Origin of the sequence: Acetobacter estunensis (assembly GCF_019083805.1) — a bacterium.
GTDB classification, from domain to species: domain Bacteria; phylum Pseudomonadota; class Alphaproteobacteria; order Acetobacterales; family Acetobacteraceae; genus Acetobacter; species Acetobacter estunensis_A.
Genome location: NZ_JAHRDV010000002.1, coordinates 228,000 through 247,731 on the forward strand (window position 1 = coordinate 228,000; position 19,732 = coordinate 247,731).

Sequence of the window (19,732 nt, forward strand, 5' to 3'; positions counted from 1 at the left end):
TCGCGTGCCTCTCAGACGGGAAGGGTGGAAGGACGGGTGAGGGCGTACCAGCGCACCATCAGCATCCGAGAGAGAAAAAGTGTGGAGAACAGCGTGGTCGCAATGCCGATGGTGATAGTCAGGGCAAAGCCGCGCACCGGCCCTGTTCCAAACACAAACAGCATGACGTGGGCGAGGAAAGCCGTGGCGTTGCTGTCCAGCACCGTGGAGGTGGCGCGCTCGAAACCGGCCTGCATGGCGGCCAGTGGCGTGCGGCCGCGTTTCAGTTCTTCACGGATACGCTCGATGATGAGGATGTTGGCGTCCACCGCCATACCGAGGGTGAGCAACATGCCGGCCATGCCGGGCAGCGTCAGTGTCGCGCCGAACAGGGAGAGAATGGCCAGCATCAGCACGAGATTGGCAAAGAGCGCCACGTTCGCATACCAGCCGAACAGACCGTAAAACAGCGCCATGAAGACAATGACGAGCCCAAAGCCGACGGCAAGGCTCATGGCACCCGCACGAATGGAGTCAGCTCCCAGAGACGGCCCGATGGAGCGTTCCTCCACCACCGACAGCGGCACGGGCAAGGCGCCCGCACGCAACAGCAGACCGAGATCCGTCGCCTGATGGGCATCGAAATTACCGGTGATGATGCCGTTGCCGCCTGTGATGGCAGAGCGAATGACGGGCGCTTCGATCACCTTGTTATCGAGCACAATGGCGAAGCGGCGCCCGACATTGGCCTGCGTCACATCACCGAAAGCACGTGTACCAATCGAGTTGAGCGAGAAACTCACGGCCCAGCCACCGGTCTGCTCGTCAGTGGTGGCCCCGGCGTTCGTCAGGTCCGCACCATCCACGTCGATATGGTCACGCACGGCCAGTGTCTGGTCTGGATGATCCGCCAGCGGCAGCATGGTGTCACCCGGCGGGGCCACGGCTGTGCCCGGAGGCATCTCGTCGACAAGCCGGAACGTCATCCGCGCCGTGGTGCCGAGAAGCGCCTTGATGCGTTCCGGGTCGCTGATACCGGGGAGTTCGACAACGATCCGATCCTCACCTTGGCGGGTGATCTGCGGATCGACCGCTCCGGTCGCGTCGATACGACGACGAACGATCTCGATTGCCTGCGAAACGGCGTCGTGCGCTCGGGCGCGGGTCGCATCTGGGGAAAGTGCGAGAACAATCGTCCCATCACCACGTGAAGTGACGGCAAATTCGTTGGGAACGAGACGAGGAAGGCCTTCAACTACCTTCACGTCTCGATCTTTTTCAGACGGATCGCGCGGCTGGAAGCTGAGGGAGGCCCCCTTCTGGTCGATGCTGATGTTGCGATAGCCAAGATTGGCGGAGATCAGTGCCTGACGCATGTTGTCCGACAGACTCTGAAGCCGGTCATGAGTGAGAGAATCGAGATCCACCTGAAGCAGCAGATAGGAGCCGCCTCGCAGATCGAGACCAAGGTGAATCTGGGGCCATGGGATATTGAGGGCGGGCTTGCGCACGAAATTAGGCACGCAGAGGAGGGCGCCGAGAAGGCACACCGCCACCACGGAGAGCAGTTTGATCCGGCTGTAATACATCATCGTGTGGGCGACCGTTCTCCGTCGGGCCGGCAAGGTAGGGTGTGGCTGTTTCATGCGTTCGGAAAAGCCGAATGCCCCGCCTGTCCGGTGCGTCGTATTGCGGCGGGAAGATGCAGGGCATCGGACGTGATTGCAACCGTAGGGATGACATCCGCGCGAGGTGAAAACGCTTTAGAGAGTTATTCCGTCGTTTGCCGGTGCGGATGTCCCAGCAGGGCACGGGGCCCAAGACCCAATGCGCGGCCAAGGGCGGCGCACACGGTGGCCTCAGACTGATGAATACGAATGTATTCACGGCCCGCCTCACCAATGGCGTCCGCCTTGTCCCGGTTGCGATAAAAATCTGCGGCGACGCGCGCGAGACCAGCCGCCCCCGCCACGACAGCGGTTTTCAGTTCGTCAGAAAGGTGAAGGCCTTCGACTGCGACGGGAGTGGCCACACAAGGAAGACCGACCGCCCAACTTTCGAGCACTTTACCCTTGATTCCGGCGCCAAATCGCAGCGGTGCGATGGTCAGCCGCACCGAGCGCAGCAGTTCGGCAAGATCGGCAACGTGTCCCAGCACCTGCACGCCCGGAATCTCGTTCATGCGCATGATGGAATCCGGCATGGCGCTTCCCACCAGCAGAATTTCAGCCTCGGGCGCATGGTTGCGCAAATGCGGGAGGATGTCCTCCACTAGCCATTTTGCCGCGTCAAGATTGGGAGCGTGTCCATAATGCGCCACGAAGGCGATGCCGCTGCGGTCCGCGAAAGGGCGTGGAGCGGGGGCAAGAGGAATATGCCAGGGAACGACATGGATGCTGGCGGTCGGCACGGCGGTGCCCAGCAGATCGGCTTCCACAGGTGAATGGGTGATGGTCGCGTGCGAGGCCCATGCCGCCATATGCTCGCGCACCTTTTCCTGTGCGGCCGCTGTCCGAAGTTCGGGACGGTTTTCAACGACAGACTGACGCTCAAGCCGAAGAGAGGCCAGATCCGCCACGCTGGAAACCAGTCGTGCGCCGGGCATGTAAAGACTGGCGAGGGCGAGGTAGCGCGATGCGTTGGAAAGACGATGGAAGACGATCGCATCGAAGGCGTTCGACTGGGTGCGCAGAAGCGATTCGACCGTGGGATAGGTGGGGGCGCACCAGCATGTAATGCCGAGCTTTTCCAGCTCCCGCACTACGCTCCCCGTAGGCATGGTGACGGAAGCGATGAAGCTCGGCTCATAACCCAGAGCGCGTGCGGCCTGCATATGTGAAAGCAGTGCGGACGATCCGGCGTCCCGGGTGGGATCGGGCGCGCGGTCATCAATGAACAGAACGCGAAAAGGGGAAGGGGCCAAGTTGGCCGTGCCTTTCCGACGGGCAAGTTGATGCTGGCGTGTCGCAGTCTCGCGCGCGTCATCTCGGCCCTGCTGCTGACGCAGGGAATCGGCCAGCCCCATCAGAAAATCGATGGCCTGCTCACGTTGCTGGCCCGATGCGATACTGCCAAGAGTTTGCCGGACATGACTGCGGAAGCTTTCGTTGAAGCGCCGCGTCGCAGGAACATGAAAAGGCGAACCGGGGAGATTTTCTCCATTTTCCGCGCAGATGAGCGACACGACATGATCGCTGTCGGCGGATAAGGGCGGATTGAGCAGAACGTCGAATCCGTAGCGTCCGTCCCCCAGTCCGATATTGCGGAGATCGGGACGGGACTGGTTGGCCATGACACGATGCTGGAGAGAACCGTCCACCATGACGGAGATACCTAACCGCCGCGTCAGATCGGTTTCATTTACGAGCCAGCCGGCCAACCGGTCTCGCCCCACGACATCCACGGCCCCCCGGATTGCGAGTGACGTTGGCACCAGGAGATGAGCGGCGCGTGGAAGCGGCGCACGCTCTGGAAGAATCAACACATCGAATGCGGAAGCCTCTGCTATCGGGGTCGTTTCATCCGGGATGAGTATATCGAAGCCGTGATGTCCATCCGCACGACCGGGAACGACCAGATCTTCCCGGAAAAGATCGGCTCTGGCACGTGCGAGTTCCTGTCCGTGGCAGAGCACGACCACTTCCACCGGCGTGTTGGCAGTCTGCGCAGTCCGTCGGACCCAGCCAGCAATCTGCCACGCTCCATCCGGAAGACGGGCAATGAGATCAAGGAATCCTTCAACGTGACTGTCCGGAGAAAAAGTCGGACCGGGTGAAGGTTGGCGGGCGTTCATGCAATGGCTGTTACATGAAAGCCTGAAAAATTCGCCAACGGTTCGTGTCAGGCTGCCATGCGGTGCGCGACAGGTGTGCCCGCGAGTGGAAGAGGCTGCCCGGTTTCGGCGTCCACGACCCGAACAGAGGCGGGTGAAACGCGAGAGTCCGTGATGATAGAGAAGCCATGCTGACCAGAGAACTGACCGTTTTCTGTCAGATCGGCACGGAAGCGGTCGGCTGTGACGCGAGCGATTTCGACATCATCGGCAAAAATGACGAGTTCGCGTGCCTGATCCGGGTCCGTGTCGCGGCGTGCCCAGCCCTCCACACGGTTTTCCGTGATGACATCGACAAAACCAGTGACATGCGTGTGAGCCAGAACGGTCGGTGCGTAGGTGCTCAGGCGTGCAGATATGACTTCAAGGAGAGGGCCGTCTTCCAGACGGGGCAGGCAGAAAAGCCCAGCATCCGAGTATGTCTGTTGAGCATCCGGATAGAGAGCCGCGAATTCATCGGCATTGTGGAACATGTTGCGGCTGCCATCGTCGACAAACGTCTCGGAAGCGGCACCTTCAGCGAGAAGCAGGTCATGAGTGTCGAGTTCGATATGAATGTAATCCACCTGCTGCGCCCGGGTCGGCTGTGTGATGGTCACACCATTTACCAGCAGGCTGGCCGGGATAAGGTGTCCTTCCAGCGCCATGGCGTGAAGCGGAGACACACGCAGGTTCCGGCGCGGTAGACCAGCACCGAGCGCTCCGGCCTTGATCAGAACCGGCATGATGTCGGGATTGCCGGCAGCAAAGCGCCCATCATAGCTGCGGCGTCCGATCCAGCGAATGGGTCGCACCTGACCTGACGCGGTCAGAACCATGTCACCGATAGCAAGACTCTCTATCGCACGCTCGCCCTTCGGGGTGGCGATCTGGGTGCCGGGGCAGTAGCAGGGCACGCCGTAGGTGATGAGAGTACCGCCGTCCGCTGCCTTCTGGAAATAGAAATCGGAACCGAAGGTGCCATCGAGATGAAGGGTTGTGCTCTGGCCACCTTCCGTGACCGTCAGCGAGCCATCCGCACCGATATGGCCTGTGTCGATCTCGTTGGCACTACCGGCGAAGGTAAGGTCGGAGATGTCGATCTGGTTGATGGTGCTGATGGAGGTGTAGGGCGGGTTGTATGTAAAATAAGCGCCAGCCTGAGAGATGGAGCCGATGGTATCGAATCCCTCAATGGTTATTCCCTGTAGCTGCGCCATGCTCGCCCTGACCGTCGAAGCTGTCGCATACTGGTCGTACGCGGGCGAGGCTTGTGTATTCGGCAGGAAGGTCAATGTGCCGGTATATTTGGCACCGACCTCAAGAATGAGCGTCCCTCCATCGAGCATCGTGTCGGTAGCCGTGCCGCCGGACAGGACATCGACAACGGCGTTTACATTGGCAGTCGTGCGTATTGCAGTTCCGCCCGATGACACGATCTGGTGCATGGTGCCGTTGGCCCATTGCAGGGTCATGTGCATGTACCAGACACCATGAATCCCGGTCATGGTGGTGTCGACAGCCGTGCCGCCATCCTGCACGTACTGATAGGCATCCGAATACATGGGCTCGCCGGGAAACATGGCTTCGGCGGAAGCTGCCGTCAGGGTGGTGTGAGTGGCCACGCCGCCATCACGGATGATCTGCGTTCCCGCGATCATGTTTTCGCCAAGAGAATCTACTTCACCTGTGACGAAAGTGTTTGTGGCTGAGCCGCCCAGAAGGGTTTGCGTGCCGCCATCGACAGTGGTGCTGGTTGCCTGTCCGCCTGCAAGAACCGTCTCGCTGCCGGTAGCATGCACCACCGTCAGAAGCGTTCGGCCGCCAGAGCTGAGAACTTCCAGCCCCTGGATTTCATCCTGAATCGCTGTGCCATTGATATAGAGGCGACCGCCATTGTCGACGGATGTGCCAATCGTCCGCGCGCCATCCGGAACGAGATCGCCTGTACCGGATGAGACATGCGCGCTGACGCTACCGGCCGTGATGACGTTTCCGGCATAGCCGGAGGTCTGTCCGCCCATTGTCAGGACAGCTGCCTGGCCACCGGCTGTTTCCGTCAAGGCGAGCTGAGCGCCAGTATAATCCACTCCGCTGTCGAGGATCAGCGTCTCGATCGTGGACCCTCCCGATTCGATCTCCACACGCGAGCCGTCCTGAATGGAGAGGGTCGCGCCCGATGTTATGCCGGAAAGCACGATACGATCCGTTGTGCTGAATCCGGAAACCTGAAGAGGAGAAGTGGGGAGAGACCCAAGAATAAGGCTTTCGTTGCCGGATCCGGAAAAATCGAACTGAATGCCATTCGTCTCCGTTCCATTGGCGATTTCCACGGAACCATTGGAGAGCACAACTGCACCTGAAAAATTCGCCAAAGCACCGGCTTGAAAGGTGACGGTGGACGCACTTGCCGTTTCAGAGATCGTGCCCGATCCGGAAAGATGCCCTTCCACCGTGGTCTGACTGCTGAAGGCCAGAGTGCCTCCATTGAGGAAGACGCTGCCGCCACTCTCGATCGTCTCATCACTTCCGGTTGCCCCAGACTCCAGTGACTGAAGCCCGCCTGATAAAACCGTCATGTGAGAAACAGAGGCGTTACTGGAGAGACGCTGCTGGCCGCCCGCGCTGATCGTGCCCTCTATGGCATTTGCACCATCAAAAAGAATCTGCTGCCCGCCGGAAAGAATGACAAATTGTGTCTCAGCTGCTCCGCCTGTCTGGGGAGCCTCCAGAATTTCCTCTTGAGCCCCGGAACCACTGATCACTGTGCCGGAAGCGGTTCCACCTGCGAGATAGAGCGTGCTGCCACTGCCCACGGACAGCCCGCTCGCACTCACATCTGCCCGTAGTGTCACAGTTCCATTGCTGACAGTGGAGAGAGGGACCGCTGCCGACGTGATGTCCACAGAGCCACCCGCAAGCGTAACGGTGCTCACATCTGCTGCTGAAATCGTCAGATAACTGCCGGTTCCCACGGTGATCGCGCTGGCATGTGCATCCGGATCAAGCTCTATATTGCCTCCCTGAGCCGCGTTGGCCGAGCCAAGTTCGCCACCAGACTGAACATCGAGAAAGCCCGAAGCGACGGTCACACTTCTTTCTGTTCCGCCACTGACGACAATTTCTTTTGCCGAGCCGGCGGTGGTTCCTTGCAATTGGGTGTCCACCGCGCCTCCACTCGTCACCAGCGTGCCGCCGCCAACTACAAGTGTTCCTGACACGACGTCACCATCCGGAATCGTTGCCGTCTGGCCGCTGACAATGATCGCGTTGTTCGAAGTGACGGTAGAAGAGGCGACCATGACAGAAACTTCCCGTGAGCCGAGGATAAAACGCAGGTCGGGAAAACGTTTCTTTCAGGAGATTCGTTTCCAGACGTATCGATACGTTACGTGAATACTGTCGCATTAACTGTTTATGTGCTGCCGTTAAAAGTTTGATAATAATTATTGAGACAAATTCCCGGCGTGAAATGGAGCGCTTGCCCCACCAAACCAGCCTTCAGCACAGCCTCACTGGCGGTGAAGTCTTTCCTTTTGATTGCAGAGCCGTCACGCTTGCTTGACATGCAAAAGCCGGATCGTTAGCAAACCGATGCACCCTATCTGGAGGTGCGAATGACTGAGGACAAAGCCTCTTTCGACCAACGTCTCCGTGCAGCGCGAGAGCGCAGTGCGGGGAAAAGTGTAGAGCAGGAAGCTCAGCCGGACAGGCAGGACAAAAACCTGTTGTCTCTTGCGGCAAGAGCGGGAAGCGAAATGCTCGGTGGTCTGGTGGCAGGTGTCCTGATTGGGTGGGGAGTGGACCATGTGTTCCATTTCCGGGCTCTTTTCATGGTCATTTTCGCTCTTCTGGGTGGTTGTGCCGGTATCCTGAACGTCTGGCGGCTGATGAAGTCGCTGGAAGAAGAAAAACAAGAGTCCTGAGCGGCCACAGAGGGTCGGGGAGTAAGACGTTGGCTGGCGGATCAAGTATCAACGTGCTCGAGCAGTTCGAATTGCACCCGGTGCTCGGCGGGTTTGGTGAGGCGTTGCGCTTCAGTCAGGCTCCCGTCTTCATGATCGTGGCCTGCGTTATCGTTCTTGCTTTCCTTCATTATGGCATGAAGCCCGCAGCAGTCGTTCCCGGGCGGCTGCAGGCGGCGGCGGAAGTCTGCTACGAATTTGTGCGTAATCTGGCGGTCGATACGATCGGGCCGGAGGGCGTGGCGTTCTTCCCCTTCATCTTCGCGCTGTTCTTTTTTATTCTGGCGGGCAATTATCTCGGCCTTCTGCCATATTCCTACACCTTCACCAGCCATATCGCCGTGACCTTCGCGATGGCCATGATGGTGTTCATTCTCTCGGTCATTGTTTCCCTCAAGGTGCAGGGCTTCAAGTTCTTCGCGCACTTCATGCCGCCGGGAGCGCCTGTTGCGCTTGCGCCGCTGCTGGTGCCGATTGAGATCCTTTCCTTTCTGTCGCGTCCGGTCAGTCTGTCTATTCGACTGTTTGCCAACATGGTGGCTGGTCACGTGATGTTCGATATCTTCGCAAGCTTCGTCATCATGCTGGCCGGTCTCGGCTTCTTTGGTGACGTGCTGGCGGTGGGCCCGCTCGTGATCAATATCGCGCTGATGGGGCTGGAACTGCTTGTCGGAGTTCTGCAGGCCTATGTGTTTGCCATTCTGACCTGCATCTATCTGCGGGAGGCCGTATCCCACTGAGTTTGGGTGCCCCCGTCAGTCTACGTCTTCGTCAACAAGGAAAAATCAAAATGGACATCGCTGCAGCCCGTGAAATCGGTGCCGGTATCGCCGTGATTGCCCTTGCCGGTGTCGGCATCGGGCTTGGCAACATCTTCTCGACGCTGGTCAGCAGCATCGCTCGCAACCCGGCGGCCCGTCCGCACGTGTTCGGCCTTGGCATGCTTGGCTTCGCGCTGACGGAAGCGGTTGCTCTTTTTGCCCTGCTGATCGCCTTCCTTATCCTGTTCGTCTGAGAACGGAGTAAGCCCCGTGCGTCTTCCGGTTTCACTGATTCGTCACTCCCTTATGATGGGTGTCGCGAGTCTGCCGCTTCTCGTGGCGGCGGCGCCCGGCGCGCACGCGGCGGGCATGCCCCAGCTCGACTTCAGAAACCCGCTCCTTACGGGGCAGGTCGTCTGGGGAGCTGGGATATTCCTCTTCTTCTATCTCGCCTTGCGCGGATGGGCATTGCCTCGGGTTGGTGCGGTTCTTGAGAATCGTAGCCAGAGGATCAATGGAGATCTGGATCAGGCTCATCAGGCAAAAGCCGAGGCTGATGCCGCTGTTCGTGATCTGAACCAGACGAAGAAAGCGGCGGCTGCGGAAGCGCAGGCGCATCTGGATTCCGTGCTGGCTGCGGAAAAGAAAACTGCGGCTGATCGGCTCGCTCAACTGGGAGCCAAGCTGGAAACAGAGATTGCAGCAGCTGAAGCCGGTGTTGCGAAAGAACGCGCTCAAGCGTTGGAATCGCTTCGACCGATTGCGGGTGATGTGGCTGAAGCGCTGGTCCGTCGGCTGACCGGCGTTGCACCGGATCGCTCACGAATTGAACAGGCCGTCGCGACTGTAGCGGCCCGGGTACAGGGCTGAACACGGATCATTCTGATCGTGGCGTGACGAGGGAATGACGCCGATGTCCAATATCTTTCATGAAGCAGGCTTTTGGTACACCGTATCATTTGTTCTCTTCTTTGTTATCTTCGGCCCAAAGATCTGGAAGCCGGTTGTTCAGGTGCTTGACGCGCGCGCCAATCGCATTCGCGTCGAACTTGATGAAGCAGCCCGTCTTCGTCGGGAAGCTGAGCAGATGCTTGAAGATGCCACGCGTGAGCGTGAGCAGGCTCACGCGGAAGCGAATGCTCTTATGGAGCAAACGCGCAAGCAGGCTGAGGAACTTGCCGTCAGAGCCCGTACAGAAGCGGAAGATATGCTTCAGCGGCGCGAGCAGATGGCGCGGGATCGCATCTCTGCGGCTGAACGTGCTGCGATCGATGAGGTCCGTGCAGCGGCAGTCGATGTAGCGTTCGAAAGTGCACGTCTCGTCATGGGCGAGGGTGTGGATGCCGGAACGGCAGCCTCAATGGTCGATAAGGCCATTGCTGATCTGCCCACGGCTCTTTCGGCGCGCGCAGCCTGAGCACAGAGTCCATCTTGTCTGTCGATATGACACCCGCAGGGGCAAAGTCTGCCCCTGCGGGTGCTCCTGTTTTGAGTATCGTGATTACTGTTCTCAATGAACGGGAGAATATTCTTCCGGTCTGTCGGGAACTGGCCAGTGTGCTTCCCGGGCTTCCCGCCTGTGAAATCATCTTTGTGGATGACGGTAGTACGGACGGATCGGCGGAGGAATTGCAGCGGGTCCGTCAGTCTCTCGGTCTCAAATCGTTGCGCATTCTCATTCACGATCATCGCTGCGGCAAATCCGGTGCTTTGCGAACAGCGATACGTGCGGCGAGTGGACGATGGATCGCCACATTGGACGGAGACGGCCAGGATGATCCTGCTGAAATTGTCCAACTGTTGGCACTGGCTTTGTCAGGAGAGAAGAGCGGACGGGCTCCTCTGGTCGTCGGCACCCGCATGAAGCGCAGGGACACGCTGTCCCGCCGATTGGCCACGCGTTTTGCCAACGGGTTACGCCAACGTCTTCTGGATGATGGATGCCCGGACACGGGTGCTCCGATGAAGGTGTTCCTAAGGCAGGATTTTTTGGATCTTCCCCAGTTTGAGGGATTGCATCGTTTTCTCCCGGCACTGATGCGCACATATGGCGTTCCGTTACTCTGTAAGTCCGTGCGGCACCGTGTAAGGCTCCATGGCCATTCGAAATATACGAATTTCGGTCGGGCTATCGTGGGAATCAGAGACATGCTTGGAGTCATCTGGCTGCGAAATCGCACACGTTTGCCCGGTTCCGTTCGGGAATGTTGAAGTCGCTCATCGGAAGCGTCTTTCGGTCTCCCTTTCTTCGGAAGCTTTTCGCACTCGGGTTCTGTGCGTTCCTGCTTTTACTTCCCGGCCGGGCAAGCATTCCTCCCTTTGACCGGGACGAGCCACGCTATATGCAGGCGACGGCACAAATGTTGGAAAGCGGAAATTTCGTGGATGTCCGCTTCCAGGATCAGCCCCGCTATCTTCAGCCTGCAGGAATATACTGGCTGGAAGCGCTTGCCGTTTCCGCTTCAGGCACTTTGCATGAACGGGCCGTATGGGCCTACCGGCTGCCTTCTCTTGTCTCCATGACCCTGGCGATTATGTTGACAGGATGGATGGGAAGTCTCCTGTTTGGCGCGACGGCTGGCCTATCTGCCGGTGTTCTTCTCGCTGTTTCCGTTCTGGTGCAGGCAGAAGGCCGAATGGCTACAATCGACAGTACTCTTCTGTTGGCTGTCGTTGGAGCGGAATGCCTGATTTTCCGGGTGATCCGCGAGTATCGGGAGCAAAAACCAACCTCTGTCATGATTGCTCTTGGATTCTGGGGAATACTGGGCATCGGCCTGATGCTTAAAGGGCCGGTCATTTTGGTTCCTACACTGGGCACATTATTGGCTTTTTCATTGATCGAACGGGACGGCCGATGGCTGCACAGATTGCGTCCCGCATGGGGATGGCTGGCAATGGTGGCGGTAGTTCTACCTTGGTGCGCGGCCATCGAAATTATCAGCCATGGTGAGTTCTTCGAACGGGCGGTCGGCCGAAATTTTCTTGGCAAAATAGGACATGGGCAGGAAGCGCACGGTGCATTTCCTGGGTTCCATCTTGCTGTTTTCCTGCTTGCCTTCTGGCCGGGGTCTTTCTTTGCCGCTGCGGCTCTTCCGGTAATTAGAACATGGTGGTCCCGCTGGGATGTACGGTTTCTGGTGTGCTGGATCGTTCCGCACTGGCTGGTCTTTGAACTGATCGCGACCAAGCTTCCGCATTATGTTCTGCCAGTCTATCCCCCGATTGCGATCCTGACCGCTGGAGCGCTTTGCGCAGGTGGATCGCAATGGGCATCGTGGCCCTTGCACAGGTGGGCACGGATTGCACTGAGCGCTTACGGTTTCCTCTGGGCATTGCTGGGCATAGCATTATCCGTCGCGGGAATTGCTGTCTCACTGGTCTTTGAGAAGCATGTACCGATGACAGCGTGGATCGTGGCAGGGGGAGCTCTGCCGCTATGGGCTCTTGCTTTGCGTAATATTGTGGCGGGACGCCTGCAACGAGGAGCCATGTGTGCGGTAGGCACGGCTGTCATTGTCTATGCCGGTCTGTTCTCGGGAGTGATCCCACGCCTGAATACGATCTGGCTGGCCCCACGTCTGGTTGCGGCTGTGGAGCGCCAGCGTACCTGCCCAAACATGCGTGTCATCTCGAGTTCTTTTTCGGAACCCAGTCTTGTGTTTCTCATGCAAGGGCATGTCCGTCTCGCGGATGCACATGAGGCGGCGCAGGCTCTGACACAGGACAAAACCTGCACGCTGGTACTGATGGGACGTCAGCACCAGCCGATTTTTGACACGACACTGGCTTCGTTGGGCGTACAGGCCATAGAACGCGATCGAGTAAAAGGCTTCAATTACTCGACGGGGAAGTGGCTTGATATTGGTGTGTACGGCGCACGCCAGCCGTGACGCTCTTCTTCGTTTCCACTACTGGCGCATGGAGTGGGGTTGGAGTGGGGATATAACCCGGGAGCCGACGACGGATACGCGAAGGTGCACGCCGCAGAACAAGGTTGCGGCACCGGGCGTCCATGACATCCCAAGCGCTTGTGGGAGTGCTGGCCGCCTGTGGAAGATAGTCTGGTCGTCCTACAAGCAGAGCAATGGTGACACGCTCGGCCACTGTCGTGACCTCCCACAGCACGTCCGGGTCCATACGTCCTGTTGTAATGAGACGGGCAGCTTCCACAATGCGCATCGGACAATCCCTTTTGCAAAATCGGTTTCGGCCGACACGCTTTGCATCGGTCCAGGCGAAATTGCCGGGAATTGCTTTTTATCCGGTTAATTTTAGCGATGCGCCATGAACATTAACCGTTTCGCCGCCTGATCGTCATGCAATCAGGACGGACTCGTCCCGGCAAGCAGAGTTGCTGGCAGCGAATTCGTGATTCGGGTGGCGAGTTGCTGGCTCATGGCGTTTACAAGTGCCACCGTTCCGGCATCCGAGGACGCATTCCCGGTCGTGCTGAAGCTCGCACGATAGGTCTGCTCGGGCTGTTTCTCATCGGCGGGAATAACGGTCCAATGAGCTTCGAGAGTGGCCGTGCCCGATAAGGAAATATCGAGGCGCGTGATCGTGACCAGCAGACGGTTGGCTGTAGTGCCCAGTGGCGCCTGTTCCGTCACGAACAGATCGGGGCGACTGACACCAATTCGCGCTGCCAACACATCGGTCACGCCATCGGACAGACGCTCCGCCCACCGTCCATTGGGGCTACGGGCCAGAGCCGTACCATTGCGGGTCAGAATATCCTGTGTGTCCAGATAGTCTGGCATTTGCACGCGCCGGACTTCCAGAATGGGTGTGCCCGGTGTCACAGCACCATTCTGGCCCGTGCCGGCTCCGGCAAGTGTGTACAGTTGCAGGGGCGGGCTGGAGCAACCAGCCACGCTTGTCGCCAGAACCAGTGAGGCCACGAGGGACAAGCTTTTGCGAACCGCGATCATGCGTCGCTCTCCTGAACGGGTTGATGGATCATGACGCGAGGCCTACGGGCGGCGTCCCATGAGCAGAAGTTGCGGATTGCGCTCCACGTCGCTGGCAAATCCACGCAGGGATGCGGCAGCGGCAGCGATATCGCGCAGCGAGGAATCGAGGTTGTCCCGATCCGCCGACCGGGGAGACAGAATGCCTTCGACATTCTGGAGTGTCCGCCGCGCTTCATCGGTCGCTTTTGTCGCACTGGTCAGCGTCGCATGCAGATCCGCGCCACGGGCTTCGATCTGTGTATTGCCCGTACGCATCAGCTTATCGATATCGACAAGAGTTGTATCCAGCCGCCCTTCGAGATCGCGCACGGCCTGCGTGGCGGTCTTGAGCGTTTCCTGCGCGTCGGCCGAGCTTTGCTGGAGGCTGGCGGCAAGGGGAGGTAACTCGACATTCAGCTTCTGAGCGACATCACGAATGGAAAGAACGGCCTCATCCGCGTGTGTCGCAAGCTGCTTGAGAGGAAGATCGCTGATTGTCTGCTTGATCTTCTGCATAGCCGACTCATGTGTCGGGATCTCAGGCAGTTCATCGGCCACGCGCGGATGAAAGGTCGCTGGTGCTCCGGGGAAGAAATCCAGATTGATGTTGAGGGTGCCGGTCACGAAGCTCTGAAGATTCTGCTCGGCACGTAGCCCGTGTGCCACCACCTCACGCAGGTCCAGCGGGCGTGATGGATGCCCCGGATCGTGCATGACATGGACCTGCGCTGCATCCAGACTGATGACGACGGGAATGTAGGGAACACGCGCTACTGGATCATAGCGCAGCTTGATGCTCTCCACGGAGCCCACGCGCACGCCACGAAAGGTCACGGGTGCCCCGATGCTCAGCCCCGCGACGGAATCCTGAAACACGATCACCGCACGATGATTTTTCGAGAAAAAATTGATGTTCCCGAAAAAGATCAGAGCCAGCACGCCAAGAAGAATTCCACCCGTGACAAAGATTCCGACGAGCGTCTGTCGGGTTGCTCCTGAATCAGTGGCCATTGGAATTCGTGCCTTTCGTGGCTGGCTCGGCGGGGGGCGCGTCCGTACTGGCCTCACGGTTCATGAAGGCATGGACCATGGGGTTGGTGCTGTGATCGCGAAGATCACGGGGAGAGCCGTGAGCAATCGGGGTGTGCGTATCGGCATCAAGGAAGATGCCGTCATCGGCAATGGCAAAGAGACTGGGCAGTTCGTGACTTACGATAACGATCGTAGCGCCCAGTCCATCGCGCAGGGTCAGGATCAGATCGTCCAGTCGTGCCGAGGTGATGGGGTCAAGACCGGCGGACGGCTCATCGAAGAACAGCACGTCCGGGTCGAGAGCCATGGCGCGTGCGAGGCCCGCGCGCTTTTTCATTCCGCCTGAAATTTCGGACGGCATGAGGTCAATGGCATGAGACATGCCAACGAGACCCAGCTTCAACTCCACCAGTCGGCGGATCATCTCGTCATCAAGCCGCGTGAACATTTCCAGCGGGAGCGCCACATTGTCGCCTACCGTCATGGAACTCCATAACGCGCCGCTCTGGAACAACACGCCGAACCGGCGATTCAGCGCTGTGCGATGGCTATCCGGACCTGTCCAATATTCATCGCCATCGACGGTATAGGTTCCGCTCTGGGGACGCAAAAGTCCGATCATGGCCCGAAGGAGCGTGCTTTTGCCGCATCCCGAACCGCCCATGATGGCGAAGATCGAGCCGCGCTTCACATCCATGGAAATGTTTTTCTGGATGACCTTCTTTCCATAACCGATGGTCACATCCCGCAGAGAAAGCAGGACATCTCCACGGGTGCGATCCGAAGGGGCGGGAAGGGAGGAAGCTGACGGATTCATCATATGCCAATCACGTCGGCGATCACCGCGAAGACAGCATCAAGCGCGATCACACCCACAATGCCCACCACGACGGCGCTTGTTGCCGCTGTTCCAACATCTGCGGCACTGCGTCCGGCCTTCAGACCGATGCGACATGACGTGAGACCGATCATGGTTGCAAACACGATGGACTTGATGAAACCGAACTCGAATTGGTGGAGATCGACCGCATCCCAGGTCTGATGCAGGTAGCCCGTGCCGGTAATATCGGGGAGCATGACCACTGCGACGGTGTAGCCACCGAGAATGCTGGCCAGGCAACCATACAGATAGAGAAGCGGCATCATCAGCATCAGTGCCAGCACGGACGGAAGCAGGATGTAGCTGGAGATGGGGATGCCAAAGACCTGAAGGGCATCGATTTCCTCATTGCCCAACATGGTCGCGATACGGGCGGCATAGGCTCCACCTGTACGGCCCGCCATGATGATGGCGGTCATGACAGCGGCCAGTTCGCGCACGCAGGCAATGCCTACAAGATTGGCGACATAAATATCGGCCGAAAATTTCTGGAGCTGGACGGCGCCCACGAAGGCCAGAATTGCCCCTACGAGGAAGTTGACCACAAGGACAATCAGCAGGGCCGATGGGCCCGCATCCGAGATATTGGTCAGCAGGTCACGCAAGCGCATGCCGCCATGGCCACTCAGAGCCTTGGCCGATCCTTTCGCCGTATCGACACCCAGCAGAGTGACGGCTCCGACTTCCTCAAGGGAGGCGATGGTGAAGGCGCCCGCGTCCTGAAACGGATTGGGAACATGCGCGTGGGGAGTGGCGGGCGGCTGAGGAGCAGGCGGAAGAAGGGCGATCAGGCGCTGGACACCGTCGGGTAGGTGTGTGGTGTCGAAGGCCAGTCCTGCTTTTTCAGTGCTCTGCCGAGCATTCCATAGAAACGAAACCAGTGAAGAATCCCATTGTCCCAGCCCCGACGTGTCGATGCTGAGATGAGAGGCGCCATGAGCTGCTTTTGTCAGAGCATCGGCTGGCAGTTCGAGCGGCACGCCGTCATCGACTGTCCATTGACCGGAAAGGCGAAGGGTCGCCGTCTCTCCCGAGGACGCGATGTTCCATTGAGGGCGGTCGTGCGGCTGGCCAGTCTGTGTGGCGGGCTGGGAGGGGCGTTGATCCGTCATAGGCAGCACAGAGCCTAGGTCAAACGTGAGAACTTGACCAGACAGGGCAGAATTGCGCCGAATCTTCACTGATGAACACGATTCTGTGTGCTCGGAACAGGTCTTATTGTGATTTTTACGTCTTTTTCTGGATGAAAAACACGGACTCGTCGCAAAACGATACGAAGGCTATAGGACGGAGCTAGCAGCGGGAGAGTGAATAATGAGTGCGGAACCGGTCGTTTTCATCGATGGAGAGGCAGGCACCACGGGGCTGGGCATCCGGGAACGTCTGCGTGCTTTGCCGGTGCGTATCCATTCGATCGATCCTGTCCGTCGGAAAGAGACGCAGGCGCGCTCCGAGGCGATGGCGGTGGCCGATCTCGTGGTCCTCTGCCTGCCCGACGCCGCATCGAAGGAAGCCGTAGAAATGGTGGAGCGGCTGGCGGCCTCGGGGCAGCGCACGCCGAAAGTTCTCGATGCCAGCACTGCCTTCCGCACGGCCCCGGGCTGGGTTTATGGCTTTCCCGAACTGTCCGAGGATCAACCCGAGGCCATCCGTCAGGCCAGCCGTGTGGCGAATCCGGGCTGCTACCCCACGGGGGCCATAGCGCTCCTGCGGCCGCTCATTGATGCGGGCCTGATGAAGCCGGACTTCCCGGTCACGATCAATGCAGTCAGTGGCTACACAGGCGGTGGCCGGACCATGATCGAGACACAGGAGAAAGAAGGCGGTCCGGCGTTCATGCTCTATGGTCTTGGATTGGCGCATAAGCATCTTCCCGAGATCCGGCAGCACGCTCTTCTGGAGAAACGGCCAATCTTCGTGCCATCGGTGGGGCATTTCCCACGTGGCATGATCGTATCCATTCCCGTTTACATGGATCTGCTCGTCAAGGGCACCACGCCGGCCGATCTGCGCCGCGCTCTGGAGGAGCGTTACGTCGCATCTTCCTTCGTGCGCGTATGTAAAGCGGAGAATACGTTGGTGGCAGATGCTCTGGCGGGCTCGGATGATATGGAACTGCGCGTGCATGCGGATGAAGCGAACACACATGTCGTGCTCACGGCGCGGCTGGATAATCTGGGTAAGGGCGCCTCAGGGGCTGCCATCCAGAATATTGCCCTGATGCTCGGTGTTTCGCCTGCCTGAGGAAAACCAACGATGACGCGCAGACTCTACATTTATGAACACTGTCCTTTCTGCGTGAAAGCGCGGATGATCTTTGGGCTCAAGGATGTGCCCGTGGAGCTTGTCTGGCTGCTCAATGACAATGAAGCGGACCCGATCCGTATGATCGGCCGGAAATTGTTGCCGATCCTTGAGGAAGATGGGCGCTTCATGGGTGAAAGCATGGACATCGTGGCGCATGTCGATGCGATGGGAGAGCCCGCGTTGGTGGGTGAAACCAACCCGGCAATCGCAGCATGGATATCTTCCGTCAGCGGCCCGCTTTATCGGCTGATGTTGCCGCGCGTGGCCTGTGCGCCGTTTCCGGAGTTTGAGACGACCGGCGCGCGAGCGTATTTCGTGCGCAAGAAGGAAGCTTCGACCGGCATGTTTGCGCCTTATCTCGAATCCGGCACCGAACAACTGGCAGAACTGAACAACCAGCTGCCTTCATTGGTGTCGCTCATTCGTTCACCGGATGCCGTGAACGGTACCTTGTCCACGGACGACATCCATCTGTTTGCCGTCCTGCACAGTCTCTCGGTCGTTGAAGGTGTGGTGTATCCCCCAGAGGTGGAAGCCTACCGCCAGATGATGTCACGTCTGTCCAATGTTCCTTTGATGGATGCACAAGCTGCATGAGCGTATCTTCGCATCTTTCCCAAGGCCGCAGATGCTGGTAGGAGAACGACAGTCGCGAGAGTGACGGAACGGTAGACGTAGTCGACTCAAAATCGACCGCCGCAAGGCATGGGGGTTCGAATCCCCCCTCTCGCACCAGTATTCCGGAAGACAGATGACCCTCAATGCAGACGTCGCGCCTTCGCGCGTGAGCAAGCCGCAGACACGTCCCGCCAATCCCGATTTTTCGTCTGGCCCTTGCGCGAAGCGGCCGGGCTGGTCACTCGAAGCGCTGTCCGGAGCGCTGTTGGGACGTTCTCACCGGTCAACCGAGGGACGCGCCAAACTTGGCGAAGTGATTGAGCGTTCCGCTGCCATCCTCGGTCTGCCCGAAGGCTGGCGGCTCGGGATTGTGCCGGGCTCCGACACCGGTGCAGTCGAGATGGTGTTGTGGTCGCTGCTTGGCACACGTCCCGTGGATGTGTTGGCGTTCGAGAGTTTTTCCGCGACATGGGCCAACGATATCACCGCCCAGCTTGGTCTGGATGCGCGTGTTCTCAAGGCCAATTATGGCGAACTGCCCGACCTTCAGGCCGTGGATTGGTTCCGTGATGTGGTTCTGGCATGGAACGGCACCACATCAGGCGTGAAACTGCCCGATACGGCGGCCATTCCCACCGAGCATGATGGATTGATCATCTGCGATGCGACGTCCGCCGCGTTTGCAATGGAGCTTCCGTGGGAGAAGCTCGATGTCGTGACGTGGTCATGGCAGAAGGTGCTCGGCGGAGAGGCGGCGCACGGTATGCTGGCACTGTCGCCACGTGCTGTTGCGCGACTTGAAGCCGGGCCAGCGCCGCGTCCTCTGCCAAAAGTTTTTCGCCTGACCTCCAAGGGAAAGCTGAACGAAGGCATTTTCCGCGGCGATACGATCAACACTCCCTCGATGCTGTGCGTCGAGGACGCTCTGGATGGTCTGCGCTGGGCTGAAAGTGTTGGTGGCTTGAAGGGGTTGATTGCACGCAGTCGCGCCAATCTGGCGGCTGTCGAGGCATGGGAAGCGAAGTCGGAGTGGGCAGAGTTTCTTGCCCGTGATCCCGCGCTTCGCTCGAATACAGCGATTTGTTTGCGGATCGTAGCGCCTTGGTTCAAAGCGCTCGACGCTGAGAGCCAGACAAAGGCCGCGAAGAAAATGGCCTCACTGCTTCACGACGAAGCCGTGGCATACGACATCGCCAGTTATCGGGATGCGCCGGCCGGACTTCGTATCTGGGGAGGCGCTACTGTCGAGACGGCAGATATTGAAGCGCTTCTGCCGTGGTTGGACTGGGCTGAGACGCAGGTCAGGAGCGAATACGGCGTCTGACGTCAGAACGATAACGAAGAAGAAAGGCCCGGCGCGCTGTGAAGTGCGCCGGGCCTTTCTTATATTAATCTCACAATGGATTTTCTAAAAAAGAACTTTA

At 58.8% G+C, this 19,732-nt stretch carries 18 protein-coding genes and 1 tRNA gene; 11 read left to right on the forward strand and 8 right to left on the reverse strand.

The genetic code is table 11. From position 1 onward, the window contains the following. Positions 1-11: 11 nt before the first annotated feature. The 3 genes from secD to KUA11_RS03825 form a co-directional block, all read right to left on the reverse strand. Complete coding sequence (gene secD, locus KUA11_RS03815; protein WP_475638913.1) at positions 12-1,571, reverse strand: protein translocase subunit SecD; 1,560 nt, start codon at positions 1,569-1,571, stop codon at positions 12-14. Between the two features lie 179 nt (positions 1,572-1,750). Further along, the gene (locus KUA11_RS03820) at positions 1,751-3,772 is read right to left on the reverse strand and encodes a glycosyltransferase (protein WP_217409060.1); all 2,022 of its coding nucleotides are present in this window, start codon (positions 3,770-3,772) and stop codon (positions 1,751-1,753) included. A gap of 47 nt (positions 3,773-3,819) precedes the next feature. Then, positions 3,820-7,092: a Hint domain-containing protein gene (locus KUA11_RS03825; protein ID WP_217409061.1), complete on the reverse strand. Its 3,273-nt coding sequence runs from the start codon at positions 7,090-7,092 to the stop codon at positions 3,820-3,822. 315 nt (positions 7,093-7,407) lie between these two features. Between KUA11_RS03825 and KUA11_RS03830 the strand changes: the two genes are divergently transcribed. The 7 genes from KUA11_RS03830 to KUA11_RS03860 are packed head-to-tail and all read left to right on the forward strand — an operon-like array spanning position 7,408 to position 12,409. Then, complete coding sequence (locus KUA11_RS03830; RefSeq protein WP_166312810.1) at positions 7,408-7,716, forward strand: AtpZ/AtpI family protein; 309 nt, start codon at positions 7,408-7,410, stop codon at positions 7,714-7,716. 29 nt (positions 7,717-7,745) lie between these two features. Beyond that, positions 7,746-8,495 (forward strand): F0F1 ATP synthase subunit A, encoded by a 750-nt coding sequence (locus KUA11_RS03835; RefSeq protein ID WP_166312809.1) that lies wholly within the window; start codon positions 7,746-7,748, stop codon positions 8,493-8,495. Between the two features lie 50 nt (positions 8,496-8,545). Then, the gene (locus KUA11_RS03840) at positions 8,546-8,770 is read left to right on the forward strand and encodes an ATP synthase subunit C family protein (RefSeq protein ID WP_146886574.1); all 225 of its coding nucleotides are present in this window, start codon (positions 8,546-8,548) and stop codon (positions 8,768-8,770) included. 16 nt (positions 8,771-8,786) lie between these two features. Next, the gene (locus tag KUA11_RS03845) at positions 8,787-9,386 is read left to right on the forward strand and encodes a F0F1 ATP synthase subunit B family protein (protein ID WP_368040913.1); all 600 of its coding nucleotides are present in this window, start codon (positions 8,787-8,789) and stop codon (positions 9,384-9,386) included. 52 nt (positions 9,387-9,438) lie between these two features. Further along, entirely contained in the window at positions 9,439-9,933 is a 495-nt protein-coding gene (locus KUA11_RS03850) for a F0F1 ATP synthase subunit B family protein (RefSeq protein ID WP_217409211.1), read from the forward strand. A gap of 26 nt (positions 9,934-9,959) precedes the next feature. Further along, positions 9,960-10,727 (forward strand): glycosyltransferase family 2 protein, encoded by a 768-nt coding sequence (locus KUA11_RS03855; RefSeq protein WP_217409212.1) that lies wholly within the window; start codon positions 9,960-9,962, stop codon positions 10,725-10,727. Continuing rightward, positions 10,721-12,409: an ArnT family glycosyltransferase gene (locus KUA11_RS03860; RefSeq protein WP_217409062.1), complete on the forward strand. Its 1,689-nt coding sequence runs from the start codon at positions 10,721-10,723 to the stop codon at positions 12,407-12,409. The genes KUA11_RS03855 and KUA11_RS03860 overlap by 7 nt, the downstream gene beginning before the upstream one ends. Here the strand turns inward: KUA11_RS03860 and KUA11_RS03865 are convergent. The 5 genes from KUA11_RS03865 to KUA11_RS03885 all read right to left on the reverse strand — a co-directional run bounded on the left by KUA11_RS03865 (position 12,351) and on the right by KUA11_RS03885 (position 16,495). Continuing rightward, a complete protein-coding gene (locus tag KUA11_RS03865; protein ID WP_217409063.1) occupies positions 12,351-12,698 on the reverse strand; it encodes a hypothetical protein in 348 nt (115 codons plus the stop codon). The two genes, KUA11_RS03860 and KUA11_RS03865, sit on opposite strands and share 59 nt — an antisense overlap. 143 nt (positions 12,699-12,841) lie before the next feature. Further along, the gene (locus tag KUA11_RS03870) at positions 12,842-13,450 is read right to left on the reverse strand and encodes a PqiC family protein (protein WP_217409064.1); all 609 of its coding nucleotides are present in this window, start codon (positions 13,448-13,450) and stop codon (positions 12,842-12,844) included. Positions 13,451-13,492: 42 nt separating this feature from the next. Next, the gene (locus KUA11_RS03875) at positions 13,493-14,482 is read right to left on the reverse strand and encodes an MlaD family protein (RefSeq protein ID WP_166312803.1); all 990 of its coding nucleotides are present in this window, start codon (positions 14,480-14,482) and stop codon (positions 13,493-13,495) included. Continuing rightward, complete coding sequence (locus tag KUA11_RS03880; RefSeq protein WP_217409213.1) at positions 14,472-15,320, reverse strand: ABC transporter ATP-binding protein; 849 nt, start codon at positions 15,318-15,320, stop codon at positions 14,472-14,474. Before KUA11_RS03880 ends, KUA11_RS03875 begins: the two co-directional genes overlap by 11 nt. Continuing rightward, positions 15,320-16,495 carry an ABC transporter permease gene (locus tag KUA11_RS03885; RefSeq protein WP_217409065.1) on the reverse strand — a complete coding sequence of 392 codons (1,176 nt, stop codon included), beginning with the start codon at positions 16,493-16,495 and terminating at the stop codon, positions 15,320-15,322. Before KUA11_RS03885 ends, KUA11_RS03880 begins: the two co-directional genes overlap by 1 nt. A gap of 202 nt (positions 16,496-16,697) precedes the next feature. On the opposite strand from KUA11_RS03885, the gene argC reads away from it, so the two are divergent. The 4 genes from argC to KUA11_RS03905 all read left to right on the forward strand — a co-directional run bounded on the left by argC (position 16,698) and on the right by KUA11_RS03905 (position 19,632). Continuing rightward, a complete protein-coding gene (gene argC / locus KUA11_RS03890) occupies positions 16,698-17,627 on the forward strand; it encodes an N-acetyl-gamma-glutamyl-phosphate reductase (protein ID WP_217409066.1) in 930 nt (309 codons plus the stop codon). Between the two features lie 12 nt (positions 17,628-17,639). Continuing rightward, entirely contained in the window at positions 17,640-18,287 is a 648-nt protein-coding gene (gene grxB, locus KUA11_RS03895; RefSeq protein WP_217409067.1) for a glutaredoxin 2, read from the forward strand. 54 nt (positions 18,288-18,341) lie between these two features. Beyond that, positions 18,342-18,425, forward strand: a tRNA-Leu gene (locus tag KUA11_RS03900). Positions 18,426-18,441: 16 nt separating this feature from the next. After that, positions 18,442-19,632: a phosphoserine transaminase gene (locus KUA11_RS03905; protein WP_217409068.1), complete on the forward strand. Its 1,191-nt coding sequence runs from the start codon at positions 18,442-18,444 to the stop codon at positions 19,630-19,632. Positions 19,633-19,732 lie beyond the last annotated feature (100 nt).